The following is an 11997-nucleotide window of genomic DNA, read 5'->3' on the forward strand; positions in this document are numbered from 1 at the left end:
TCCCCCCTCCGGCTCCCCCGCATACTCGCCCTGCCGGCGCGTTCCCGGGCGGGGCACACGCCGGAGGGCCTGCCCGGCGGGGCTTGGCCGGGGCTTGCGCGGAGGTGCCTGCCCGGAAGGGCCTGCCCGGAGGCGGCTGGGGGCTTGGCCGGAGGCGGTTGGGGGCTTGGCCGGAAGGCTTCCCCGGCGGGGCCTGCCCGGAGGCGGCTGCCCGGAGGTGACTTCCCGGCGGGGTCCCCGGAGGCGCCCGACCTTAGGCACCTGACCGGCGGGCGCCGGGCGGATGAGGGCCGAGGCCGTTCACGCCGGAGCAGGCTCCCGGGGGCGGCAACCGTCACACGGCCCGCGCACCGACACCGAGCACGCGACGAGCCACAGCACGGCCACGACCGGCACCAACGCCGCGCCGTGTCGAGCCACAGCCTTGACACCCCGGCGGCCCCAACGCCCCGAGCCCCTGGAACCACAGCCTCGGCACCCCTCGGCCTCAACACCCCTCGGCCTCAACACCCGAGCCCCCAGAGCCAGCGCCCCGAACCAACCGCCCTCAACGCCGCGCCCCCTCAAGCCACAGCGCCTCAAGAAGACCGCGGCACCCCCGAGGACCCCCGCACCATCAACTCCCCCCGCACCGAGGCGATCCCCCCGGGCGGCGCCTCCTCCCGCCCCATCGCGATCCGCCCGGCCCGGGCCCCGGCCTCCGCCAGCGGCAGCCGTACCGTCGTCAGCGCAGGCACCGCGTCGATGCTGAACGGCAGGTCGTCGAAGCCCGCCACCGACACGTCCTCCGGGATCCGCAGGCCGGAGTCGCGCAGGGCGGCGCACGCCCCCAGCGCGACGGAGTCGTTCGCCGCGACGACCGCCGTCAGCGACGGGTCACGGCGCAGCAGCTCCAGCGTCGCCTCGTAGCCGGACCGCCGGTCGTAGCGCCCGTGCACCGTCCACCGGGGGTCCTCCTCGATCCCGCGCGCGGCCAGCGCGGCCCGGTGCCCTTCCAGCCGGTGGCGCGTGGTCGTGCGCTCCTCGGGGCCGGCGATGTAGCCGAGCCGCCGGTGTCCGAGCCCGATGAGGTGCTCGGTCAGCTCCTGGCCGCCGCCGCGATTGTCGAAGGTCAGCGCGATCGCCCCGGTCTCCGGGGCCGGCGGCCGCCCGCACAGCACGACCCGCGTCCCGGCCTCCGCCAGCTTCCGCACCTTCGCGTCCATGGCAGCCTGGTGCGCCGTGTCCTCGATCGCCCCGCCGGTCAGCACCACGGCCGCGGCCCGCTGCCGCTGGAGCAGCGTGAGATACGTCAGCTCCCGCTCCGGGGAGCCGCCCGTGTTGCAGACCACCGCGAGCCGCTCCCCGCCCGCCCGGCCGCCCGGGCCGCCGATCTCGGCCTGGATCGCGCTCGCCATGATCCCGAAGAACGGGTCGGCGATGTCGTTCACCAGGATCCCGACCAGGTCGGAGGTGGCGGCGGCCAGGGCGCTGGCAGGCCCGTTGAGCACGTAGTCCAGCTCGTCCACGGCCTTCAGCACCCGCTCCCGGGTGGACGCGGCCACGGGGTAGTTCCCGTTCAGCACGCGCGACACCGTCGCGGGCGAGACCTGCGCGCGAGCCGCCACGTCCGCCAGGGTCACCGTCATCTCGTCGTCCTCCGGTCGCGCATCTCGTCTCTCGTCTCCGCCCTCGTACACACCCAGACCACTGGCCATGGTTCCGCGCGGAACAGCAGGTCGACCGCCTCTGTCCCGGCGAACCCATGGCCAAGGTTCCGTGCAGACCTTAAGCCCCCAACCCCGAGTTGTTCGCCCCCTCGAACAACTCGTCCTGGTCACGGTCTTGTCCGGACCGCGGTTCAGAGGCTAGCTTCTTCGTATATAGAAAGCGCTTGCTGCAACGCTCACCAGTCCACGGGTGCCCCAGGGGCCGCTGTGAAGGGTGGGGCGTACGCGGCGCGACGACCGCGTACGAAGGGAACGACGTGACACGCAAGACGGTGCGGATCGCCATGAACGGCGTGACCGGGCGCATGGGCTACCGCCAGCACCTGGTCCGCTCCATCCTCGCCCTGCGCGAGCAGGGCGGCCTCGACCTCGGTGACGGCACCGTGCTGTGGCCCGAGCCGATCCTGGTCGGCCGCCGGGAGCACGCGCTGAAGGCGATGGCCGAGCAGCACGGGCTGGAGCACTGGTCGACGGACGTGGACGCGGTCCTCGCCGACGAGACGGTGGACATCTACTTCGACGCGCAGGTCACCTCCGCCCGCGAGGAGGCGCTGAAGAAGGCCATCGCCGCCGGCAAGCACATCTACACCGAGAAGCCGACCGCCACCGGCCTCGACGGCGCCCTGGACCTCGCCCGGCTGGCGAACGCGGCCGGCATCAAGCACGGCGTCGTCCAGGACAAGCTCTTCCTCCCGGGCCTGCTGAAGCTGAAGCGCCTGATCGACGGCGGCTTCTTCGGCCGGATCCTCTCCGTGCGCGGCGAGTTCGGCTACTGGGTCTTCGAGGGCGACTGGCAGACAGCCCAGCGCCCCTCCTGGAACTACCGGTCCGAGGACGGCGGCGGCATCGTCGTCGACATGTTCCCGCACTGGGAGTACGTGCTGCACGAGCTGTTCGGCCGGGTGAAGTCCGTCCAGGCGCTCACCGCCACGCACATCCCGCAGCGCTGGGACGAGAACGACAAGCCCTACGACGCGACCGCCGACGACGCCGCCTATGGCGTCTTCGAGCTGGAGGGCGGCGCGATCGCCCAGATCAACTCCTCCTGGGCCGTCCGCGTCAACCGCGACGAGCTGGTGGAGTTCCAGGTGGACGGCACGGAGGGCTCCGCGGTCGCGGGTCTGCGCAACTGCCGCGTCCAGCACCGAAGCGCCACCCCCAAGCCGGTCTGGAACCCGGACATCCCCGCCACCGAGGTCTTCCGCGACCAGTGGCAGGAGGTCCCGGACAACACCGAGTTCGACAACGGCTTCAAGGCCCAGTGGGAGCTGTTCCTGCGGCACGTCTACGCCGACGCCCCCTACCACTGGGACCTGCTGGCCGGTGCCCGCGGTGTCCAGCTCGCCGAGCTGGGCCTCAAGTCCTCGGCCGAGGGCCGCCGTCTCGACGTACCGGAGATCGCGCTGTGACGATCCGACTCCCCGGCGCCGGCGGGGCGTTGCGGACCTACGAGCCCCGCACCGAGCCCCTGGCCGTGACCCCCGGCACGCCCTTCACCTCCCGCACGGTCTTCTCGGCGGCGCACGTCGTCGCCGACCCGTTCGCCGACGTCTCCCCCGACTCGCCCGCCGCGGTCGACTGGGACGCCACCCTCGCCTTCCGCCGCCACCTGTGGTCGCACGGGCTGGGGGTCGCCGAGGCCATGGACACCGCCCAGCGCGGCATGGGCCTGGACTGGGCGGGCGCGGCGGAGCTGATCCGCCGGTCGGCGGCCGAGGCCAAGGCGGTCGGCGGCCGCATCGCCTGCGGTGTGGGCACCGACCAGATCGCCTCCGGTTCGCTCGCCGAGGTCCGCGCGGCCTACGAGGAGCAGCTCGCCCTCGTCGAGGAGTCCGGCGCGCAGGCCATCCTGATGGCGTCCCGGGCGCTCGCGGCGGCGGCCTCCTCCCCCGAGGACTACCTGGAGGTCTACGGCCATCTGCTGCGCCAGGCGGCCGAGCCGGTGGTCCTGCACTGGCTGGGCCCGATGTTCGACCCGGCCCTGGAGGGCTACTGGGGGTCGGCCGACCTGGACGCGGCGACGGACACGTTCCTGGAGGTCATCGCCGCCCACCCCGACAAGGTCGACGGCATCAAGGTCTCCCTGCTGGACGCCCGGCGCGAGATCGACATCCGCCGCCGGCTCCCGAAGGGCGTGCGCTGCTACACGGGCGACGACTTCAACTACCCCGAGCTGATCGCGGGCGACGAGCAGGGCTTCAGCCACGCGCTGCTCGGCATCTTCGACCCGCTGGGCCCGCTGGCGGCTCAGGCGGTCCGGGCCCTGGACACCGGCGATGTGCGGGGCTTCCGCGATCTGCTGGACCCCACGGTCGGGCTCTCCCGGCACCTGTTCCAGACCCCGACCCGCTTCTACAAGACGGGCGTGGTCTTCCTGGCCTGGCTGGCCGGCCACCAGTCGCACTTCACGATGGTCGGCGGCCTGCAGTCGGCCCGTTCGCTGCCGCATTTCGCGACGGCGTACGAACTGGCCGACGGGCTGGGGCTGTTCCCCGACCCGAAGCTGGCGGAAGAGCGGATGAAGACACTGCTGAGCGTGTACGGGGTGAACCAGTGAGCGGGTCCCTGGAACGCTTCTCCATCAACCAGATGACCGTGAAGCAGCTGTCGTTGCCGGAACTGGTCGACGGCTGCGCCCTGCTGGGCATCCGTAACGTGGGGCTCTGGCGCGAGCCGGTGCAGGCGCACGGCCTGGAGGCCACCGCCAAGCTGGTCCGGGACGCGGGGCTGACGGTGACGACGCTGTGCCGGGGAGGCTTCTTCACGGCCATCGACCCGCGGGAGCGGGCGGAGGCCTTGGCCGACAACCGCCGCGCGATCGACGAGGCGGCGGCGCTGGGCACGGACACGCTGGTCCTGGTGTCGGGCGGGCTGCCCGCGGGCTCGAAGGACCTGCACGGCGCCCGGGAGCGCATCGCGGACGCCCTCGCGGAACTCGGCCCGTACGCGGAGCGGCACGGCGTCCGCCTGGCGATCGAGCCGCTGCACCCCATGTACGCCTCGGACCGCTGCGTGGTGTCGACGCTGGCCCAGGCCCTGGACATCGCCGAACGCTTCCCGGCGCACCAGGTCGGCGTCACGGTCGACACGTACCACATCTGGTGGGACGACACCGCTCCCGCGCAGATCGCCCGGGCGGGCGCGGGCGGGCGCATCCACACCTTCCAGCTCGCCGACTGGACGACGCCCCTCCCCCAGGGCGTCCTCACCGGCCGCGGCCAGATCGGCGACGGGGCGATCGACATGCGGGAGTGGCAGGACCACGTGGAGGCGGCCGGTTACACCGGCGCCATCGAGGTGGAGCTGTTCAACGACATCCTGTGGGCACGGGACGGCCAGGAGGTCCTGGCCGAGACGGCGCGGAGGTTCACCGAGCACACCCGCTGACCGGGCCGCTGCCCCGCCCCGCTGCCCCGCCCCGCCTGCCAGGGGGGCGGGGCAGCGGCGTGTCCGGGCCGTGGCCCCGCCCAGCAGGGCCGGCACCGGCGTCCGGGGCGCCCCTGCCGCTCCGGATGCACCCGTCCCCCGGGCGTGACACGCTTTTCCCAAGGACTCGGCCGGTCGTACCGCTCTCGCTTCCCCTCGCCCTGATTCGGAGAGCAGCCATGGCTGACTTCCTCGTGAACACCACCAAGTCCGGCGACCAGTTCCAGCCCGCCGTCGACGCCCTGTTCGGCACGCAGTTCCTGGAGCTGTGGTCGGACGAGAGCGACTTCGTCATCAAGGGGCAGTTCCTGGGGGACGACGGCGACAAGCTCGGGGACGAGTTCGCGGTCAGTTCGCAGCCCTCCGACGGGCCGGGGGTGCGGCCGTTGTGGCCGTCCGTGCTGTCCGCCGGGATCAGCGGCCAGTTCGCCGTATGGCTGGAGACCCCGTTCGGCACGCCCGGGCCCAGCCCCTCCGTGAAGCTCCAGCGGTTCACCGAGGGCCGGAAGTCCGGCCCGGAGACGCTCGTCACGGCGGACGCGGACCCGAAGGTCCGGCCCTGCCTCGCGTTCATGATCGACGGTGGTGTGCTGGTCACCTGGGCGAGCCTGCGGCCCGACCAGCGCATCCGCGCGCGGCGGTTCCACGCGGACGGCAGCGCGGCGACACCGGAGTTCACGGTCAGCACCACCGAGGGCTTCCACGAGAAGCCCGCCGCCTCGATCCTCACCAACGGCAACGTGGTGGTCGCCTGGTCGACGGACCCCTCGGCGATCGGCGGCGGCCGGCTCACCCTGCGCTTCTTCGACTTCGAGGGCAACCCGCTGGGCGGGGAGATCCAGCCGAACGTGGGCGGCTTCACGGGGGTCAACGCGATCACCCTGCTCGACAACGGACGCTTCGTCGTCGCGCACATCGAGGGCATCCAGCCCAGCGACCTGGGCAAACCGCAGACCACGATCGCGGCGAGCATCTTCCAGCCCGACGGCACCGAGACCTTCGACATCACGGCCGGCAACCCCCGGGGCGTCACCCGGAGCTCCCCGTCCCTGTCCCGGCTGCCGGGCGGGCGTTTCCTGATGGCCTGGGTCGAGGAGAGCGCGGACACGCACGACACCGTGCCGACGGTGATGGCCAAGGTCTGCTCGGAGAGCCAGGGTTCACTCGGCGACCCGGTGCGGGTCAGCACGGCGGACCCCGGGCGGCGGTCCCACACCTGCACCGCGACGGCCTTCGGCAACGGACCGGAGAGCGTGATCGTCACCTGGGACGACGACAGCCACCTGGACGGCGACACGGGCTTCGGCGTGCGGGCCCGCACCTTCCATGTCAGCCCGCCGGGGATGCTCGTCGAGGCGTCCTAGGCCGCGCGGAGCTCAGTTCGAGCGCGGCCGGCCGTCCCGGACCCAGGTCACCACGACCAGGGCCGCGGTGACGTACATCAGGACGCTGAAGGTGGCCACGGACTCGACGTACTGCTCGTATCCGTTTGCGCGCAACTGAAGCGCAAGGGCACCGAGCACGGTCCCCAGCCCCGCGGTAGCCGCGGACATGGCGACGAACGGAGCCTTCGTCATGGGTACTTCCTCCAAGTCACGAGACGACTGGTCGGTGTCGAGACTATCTCGGCCGCGGCGTCATCACCGTGTGCGACAGCAAGCAAACGCCGAGCCGTGGGCGGCAGTTGGCGGGTTGGACCACGACGCGGGGTCAGGGAGGCCAGCCCCACCCCGGCCAACGGGGGCGGCGCGGCGTCCGGCCATCGCGGAATGCGTCCGGGTGCTCGGCGAGCAGTGGCCGAAGGTGGCGGCTCATCCGCCCCGTTGAACCGCTGGCTCCTCCCGCGTACCGACTTACGGAAATCCGGGCCGAGTCGGGAACCCGGGCCGGACCGTGCCCGTCCAATCGCAGGCCGCCGGAGAGTCACCACGGTGCGGTGTCGGCCCTCGCCACTGGCTGCGATCGCTGACCACCCTCTCCGCCGTACCGCGACAGGCGGCCCACCGCCATCGGCGCGCCCCCCTCCAACCGCGCCGGTGGCGGCCCCTGTGCGGTTGCTGCGCGTTCCCTTGACTGGCAGAAACTTCCCGGATATTGGTGACCTCTTGGAAGTTTCCTTCAGTGGATCCGAGCGGATCACCTCCGGAAGGGGCGCACGTGCACGACACCGGCACGGGAAGCACGGGAAGCACGGGAAACACCGCACAGCCCTCCAGACGCACCGTCCTCGCCGCCACGGCCGGCGTCACCGCCGCCCTCGCGGCCGCCGGGCCCGCGCACGCCGCCGCCCCGGACGACAGTCGGCTGCGCGCCATCGTCTCCCGCATGACACTTCAGGAGAAGGTCGGCCAGCTCTTCGTGATGCGGGTCTACGGCCACTCCGCCACCGCACCCGACCAGGCCGACATCGACGCCAACCTCAAGGAGATCGGGGTCCGCACGGCCGCCGAGCTGGTCGCGAAGTACCGGGTCGGCGGCATCATCTACTTCACCTGGGCGCACAACACCCGCGACCCGCACCAGATCGCCGACCTCTCCGACGGCATCCAGAAGGCCTCCCTGGAGCTGCCGCGCGGGCTGCCCGTGCTCATCTCCACCGACCAGGAGCACGGGATCGTCGCCCGGGTGGGCAGGCCCGCGACGCTGTTCCCGGGGGCCATGGCCGTCGGGGCGGGCGGGTCGCGATCCGACGCCCGGACGCTCGGCCGGATCGCGGGCGCCGAGCTGCGGGCGATGGGCATCCGGCAGGACTACTCCCCCGTGGCCGACGTGAACGTCAACCCGGCCAACCCGGTCATCGGCGTACGGTCCTTCGGCGCCGACCCGCGGGCGGTGTCCGCGCTGGTGGCCGCCGAGGTCGCCGGGTACCAGGGGTCCGGGGTCGCCGCCACCGCCAAGCACTTCCCCGGGCACGGGGACACCAACGTCGACAGCCACACCGGCTTCCCCACCATCACGCACAGCCGCGAGCTGTGGGAGAAGCTGGACGCACCGCCGTTCCGGGCGGCCATCGCCGCCGGCATCGACTCGATCATGACCGCCCACCTGATGGTCCCGGCCCTCGACGACTCCGGCGACCCGGCCACCCTCTCCCGCCCGATCCTTACCGGCATCCTGCGCGAACGTCTCGGCTACGACGGGGTCGTGGTCACCGACTCCCTCGGCATGGAGGGTGTGCGCAGCAAGTACGGCGACGCCCGGGTGCCGGTGCTCGCCCTGAAGGCGGGCGTGGACCAGCTGCTCAACCCGCCCGACCTCGACCTCGCCTGGAACGCCGTCCTCACCGCCGTGCGCGAGGGCGAGCTCACCGAGGCCCGGCTCGACGCGTCGATCCTGCGGGTGCTGCGGCTGAAGTCCAAGCTGGGGCTGTTCCGTTCGCCGTACGTCGGTCAGGGCGAGGTCGACCGGACCGTCGGGACCCGGGCGCATCTGGCGGCGGCCGACCGGATCGCCGAGCGGACGACCACGCTGCTCGTCAACGAGGGGCGGCTGCTGCCGCTGTCGCGCCGCCGGTACCCCACGGTGCTGGTCGTCGGGGCGGACCCGGCGTCGCCGTCCGGCACGACGGGACCGCCCACGGGCGTGCTCGCGGGCGCCCTGGGCGAACTGGGCTTCACCGCCACGGCCCTGTCGACCGGCACGGCCCCTTCGGCGGCGACGATCGCCAAGGCGGTCGCGGCGGCGCGGGACGCGGACGCGGTGGTGGTCGCCACGTACAACGTCACCGCGGGCAGCGGCCAGAAGGCGCTGGTGGAGCAGCTCGTGGCGACCGGCAGGCCGGTCGTGGCGGTGGCGATCCGCAACCCGTACGACGTGGCCCAGCTGCCGTCCGCGCCGGCCTGTCTGGCCGCCTACTCCTGGACCGACGTCGAACTGCGGTCCGCCGCACGGGTGATCGCCGGGCGGGTGAAGCCACGCGGGAAGCTGCCGGTGCCGGTGCAGCGGGCGGATGATCCGGAGCAGGTGCTGTACCCCGTCGGCTACGGGCTGTCGTACTAGACGTACGCCACAGCCCGGGCGCACCACCCCCAACGTGCGCAAACCACCCCGTGTGCCTGGCGTGCGCCCGCTACGGCGGGTCACGCTGGGCGAGCACACTCGGGGGGACGGCGATGCGTGAGCGAAGTGGTGTGGGGGTGGTCTGCGGGCTCCTGGTCCTGCTCGGCGCGTTGCTGACCGGCTGCCAGAGTCCGTCGGGAGGCGTGACGGAGGACGGCCGGCTGGGCGAGCGGACGACCGGGGGGACCAGGGAGGCCGCCACGGTGTCGCCGGCACCGACCCGGCCGTCCGGGTACGGGGCGGTGTTCCTCGCGGCCGGCGAGTGCAGTTCGTTCGGTACGACCAGCTTCTCCGAGGTGCCGTGCGCGGGTGAGCGGGCGGCGGCCCGGGTCGCGGCGCGGCACGACGGCACGGTGCCGGACGGGCCGCGCTGCCCGTCGACCACCGACTTCGTGCTGCACATCAGCGAGCAGCGGCCCGCGTCCGACGAGGACGGCGACGGGGCGGTCCCGCAGGGCTACGCCTGCATGCGCAACCTCCAGCCGCCGCACCCCGGTGACCCGGGCGGCGGGGGCGGGCCCCGCACGATCGTCGGCGACTGCGTCTACGGCTCCGGCGACGGGCAGGTCCGCGAGACCGCCTGCGACGGCACGGGCCGGCGCGAGCCGCAGTACCAGGTGGTCCGGGCGGTCGCCGAGCGGGCCGACTGCCCCTCCCCGACCGCGCTGTACGTCCGGCTGGGCGGGAAGCGGCCCGTGGGGTGCGCCCGGCCGCTGTGACAGCGGACGGGCGCACCGACACGCCTTACGGGCGCAGCGTCATCTCACGCCGCTGGTCCCGCTTGTCGAGCTTGGCGTCGAACTTCGCCAGCGGCTTGGCCGCCTGCGGGTCGGCCTGCACCGCGCTGGGGGCGACATCGGCCCAGTCGAGGATGCGGGCGGTGGCCAGGGCCTTCTGCTCGGGCACGAGGCCCGCGACGTTGGCGCCGTGGTTCATGCCGGGGGCGGTCATGACGTAGGAGTCCTTCGCGCCCTTGCCGACGCGGAAGGGCTCCGCGCCCCACGGGTCGTTCTGGCCGTAGACGAACAGCATCTGCCGGGCGTTGTGCCGGACCCAGGTGTCCACGTCGCGCATCGCCGACGGCTGGAACTTCATGGGGATGTCCCGGGGGACGAAGTTGCGCGGCGGCTGGTAGCCGTAGCGGATGTACCGCTTCTCGACGTGCGGGAAGTGGATGGTCGGCGCGCCGAGCTGGGTGCCGGCCTGGTAGTAGTACGGCGTGTAGGTCGTGAGGCCCTGGTCGGCGTAGGCGGAGAAGCCGGAGATCGTGTCGACGGAGTCCCAGATGGCCTCATCGGTGGCGTTCTTGGCGTCGGCCGGGATCTGGTCGCAGTCGGACAGCAGGCTGTACTGCCAGAAGCCCCACACGTAGTCCAGGACGGTCGCCTCGTAGGCCTTGTCCAGGCTGCCGATGGTGGTGAAGGTGAGGCCGTTCTCCTCGGCGTAGGCCGCGTACTTCTTCTCCAGCGGCTCGCGGCGCACCAGCGCCTCGCGCTGCACGGCGTTCAGCCGGTCGCGGCACTCCTTGGTGCCGACGCGGGCGAAGAAGCGGTCGTAGGCCGAGTCCTCCTTGTTCACCACGTCGTTGGGGGCGACGTAGGCGACGACGCCGTCCATGTCCCGCGGGTAGAAGCGCTCGTAGTAGGTGGCGGTCATGCCGCCCTTGGAACCGCCGGTGGAGATCCAGTTCTTGGAGTAGATGCCCTTCAGGGCCTTGAAGAGGCGGTGCTGGTCGCTGGCGGCCTGCCAGATGTCCAGCTTGGACCAGTCCGCCGGGGCGGGCCGGGAGGGGGTGAAGAAGCGGTACTCCAGGGAGACCTGGTTGCCGTCCACGATCTGCGTGGGCTCGCTGCGGCGGGGCGTCGTGGAGACGTTGTAGCCGCCGGTGAAGAACACCGTCGGGCGCGAGACGTCCTTGTGCAGCACGGTGATGCGCTGCTGGAACGTGCCCTTGGAGGGCTTGTGGTGGTCGACCGGCTGCGTGTAGTTCAGGACGAAGAAGCGGTAGCCGGTGTACGGCTTCTCCTCGACCAGGCTCATGCCCGGTATGGAGAGCAGCCTCTCCTTGATGTCGGTGGTGCCGGCGGCGTCGGCGGCGGTGGCCGCTCCCGCCGTGCCCAGTGTGCCTATGAGCACCGTGAGCGCCAGCAGCCATCTGAGCGCCTTGCGCATGCGCACTCCCCTGTGAGACAGATGTGCGCCGGAAGCTAGCGGACCAACTCACCGGAGCACCAGGGGACATAGGGAAAACCCTGTGCGCGGGGGGGGGCACCATGTCTTTTGTCAAGCGAGGCGTGCGGTTCTGGGTTCGAAGAAGGTGCCGTCGCGGACCATCTCGAACAGGCCGCTGTTGCGGTGGCTTGCGAGGCGGAGGAGGGCTTGAGTGTGGGTTTCGCCTCGGGCCCGGCAGCGGTCGTAGTAGCTGCGGGTGGCGGGATCGTGGAGAGCGGCGAGGGCGGCAAGGAACATCGCGCGTTTGCCTTGTCGGTTCCCCCCTCTGGGGGCGTGTTCGCCGTGGATCGAGGCCCCGGCCACTGGGCAGAGAGGAAGCTCTCTCGCGGGCTGCGGGTGCTGGCTCTGGGGACACTGCTGGTCGTGCCGGACTCGGGGACGAACAACGACGCCTTCGGCAAGAAGGGGTCACATCACAGTCCGATGGGGTATCGCAGGCCCGCGTGGTCGCGGTGGCCGAGTGCTCCTCCTGCTCCTCCCACGCCGTGCTTGACGCTGTGGTCGGCGGGTTCAACGAGGACCGCGAAGAAGATAGCGGGGCGGTGCCGACTTGACAGCCAGCTCCCGTTAC

Annotated in this window: 9 protein-coding genes and 1 pseudogene; 6 read left to right on the plus strand and 4 right to left on the minus strand. The window is 72.2% G+C overall.

Features of this window, described 5'->3' with window-relative positions; all coding sequences use genetic code 11:
* Nucleotides 1-578: 578 nt before the first annotated feature.
* Nucleotides 579-1628, minus strand: a complete 1050-nt coding sequence (locus tag QOL88_RS14110; protein ID WP_097216771.1) for a LacI family DNA-binding transcriptional regulator — start codon at nucleotides 1626-1628, stop codon at nucleotides 579-581.
* A 338-nt stretch (nucleotides 1629-1966) separates the two neighbouring features.
* On the opposite strand from QOL88_RS14110, the gene QOL88_RS14115 reads away from it, so the two are divergent.
* From QOL88_RS14115 to QOL88_RS14130, 4 genes are all read left to right on the plus strand, one after another.
* Nucleotides 1967-3118, plus strand: coding sequence for a Gfo/Idh/MocA family protein (locus QOL88_RS14115; protein ID WP_097216772.1), 1152 nt, complete (start codon nucleotides 1967-1969; stop codon nucleotides 3116-3118).
* Nucleotides 3115-4266 carry a dihydrodipicolinate synthase family protein gene (locus QOL88_RS14120; RefSeq protein WP_097216773.1) on the plus strand — a complete coding sequence of 384 codons (1152 nt, stop codon included), beginning with the start codon at nucleotides 3115-3117 and terminating at the stop codon, nucleotides 4264-4266. Before QOL88_RS14115 ends, QOL88_RS14120 begins: the two co-directional genes overlap by 4 nt.
* 32 nt (nucleotides 4267-4298) lie before the next feature.
* Nucleotides 4299-5096: a sugar phosphate isomerase/epimerase family protein gene (locus QOL88_RS14125; RefSeq protein ID WP_097222986.1), complete on the plus strand. Its 798-nt coding sequence runs from the start codon at nucleotides 4299-4301 to the stop codon at nucleotides 5094-5096.
* Between the two features lie 218 nt (nucleotides 5097-5314).
* Nucleotides 5315-6499 carry a hypothetical protein gene (locus tag QOL88_RS14130; protein ID WP_097216774.1) on the plus strand — a complete coding sequence of 395 codons (1185 nt, stop codon included), beginning with the start codon at nucleotides 5315-5317 and terminating at the stop codon, nucleotides 6497-6499.
* 12 nt (nucleotides 6500-6511) lie between these two features.
* Here the strand turns inward: QOL88_RS14130 and QOL88_RS14135 are convergent, their stop codons facing one another.
* Nucleotides 6512-6712, minus strand: a complete 201-nt coding sequence (locus tag QOL88_RS14135; RefSeq protein WP_097216775.1) for an SCO3870 family protein — start codon at nucleotides 6710-6712, stop codon at nucleotides 6512-6514.
* Nucleotides 6713-7292: 580 nt separating this feature from the next.
* On the opposite strand from QOL88_RS14135, the gene QOL88_RS14140 reads away from it, so the two are divergent.
* Both QOL88_RS14140 and QOL88_RS14145 read left to right on the plus strand, forming a co-directional pair.
* Complete coding sequence (locus QOL88_RS14140; protein WP_097216776.1) at nucleotides 7293-9134, plus strand: glycoside hydrolase family 3 protein; 1842 nt, start codon at nucleotides 7293-7295, stop codon at nucleotides 9132-9134.
* Nucleotides 9135-9247: 113 nt separating this feature from the next.
* A complete protein-coding gene (locus tag QOL88_RS14145; protein WP_097216777.1) occupies nucleotides 9248-9913 on the plus strand; it encodes a hypothetical protein in 666 nt (221 codons plus the stop codon).
* Nucleotides 9914-9938: 25 nt separating this feature from the next.
* Here the strand turns inward: QOL88_RS14145 and QOL88_RS14150 are convergent, their stop codons facing one another.
* Nucleotides 9939-11366, minus strand: a complete 1428-nt coding sequence (locus tag QOL88_RS14150) for a S28 family serine protease (protein ID WP_097216778.1) — start codon at nucleotides 11364-11366, stop codon at nucleotides 9939-9941.
* 111 nt (nucleotides 11367-11477) lie between these two features.
* Nucleotides 11478-11723 (minus strand): annotated as a pseudogene (locus tag QOL88_RS14155) (IS110 family transposase); the annotation flags it as partial.
* Nucleotides 11724-11997 lie beyond the last annotated feature (274 nt).

It is taken from the genome of Streptomyces sp. Ag82_O1-12 (genome assembly GCF_900182715.1).
Lineage (GTDB): Bacteria > Actinomycetota > Actinomycetes > Streptomycetales > Streptomycetaceae > Streptomyces > Streptomyces massasporeus.

Bases quoted from the DNA above. Each gene is read 5' to 3' on its own strand.
- QOL88_RS14145 (WP_097216777.1), top strand. From the start codon at position 9,248: ATGCGTGAGCGAAGTGGTGTGGGGGTGGTCTGCGGGCTCCTGGTCCTG.
- QOL88_RS14130 (WP_097216774.1), top strand. From the start codon at position 5,315: ATGGCTGACTTCCTCGTGAACACCACCAAGTCCGGCGACCAGTTCCAG.
- QOL88_RS14110 (WP_097216771.1), bottom strand. From the start codon at position 1,628: ATGACGGTGACCCTGGCGGACGTGGCGGCTCGCGCGCAGGTCTCGCCC.
- QOL88_RS14135 (WP_097216775.1), bottom strand. From the start codon at position 6,712: ATGACGAAGGCTCCGTTCGTCGCCATGTCCGCGGCTACCGCGGGGCTG.
- QOL88_RS14150 (WP_097216778.1), bottom strand. From the start codon at position 11,366: ATGCGCAAGGCGCTCAGATGGCTGCTGGCGCTCACGGTGCTCATAGGC.
- QOL88_RS14125 (WP_097222986.1), top strand. From the start codon at position 4,299: ATGACCGTGAAGCAGCTGTCGTTGCCGGAACTGGTCGACGGCTGCGCC.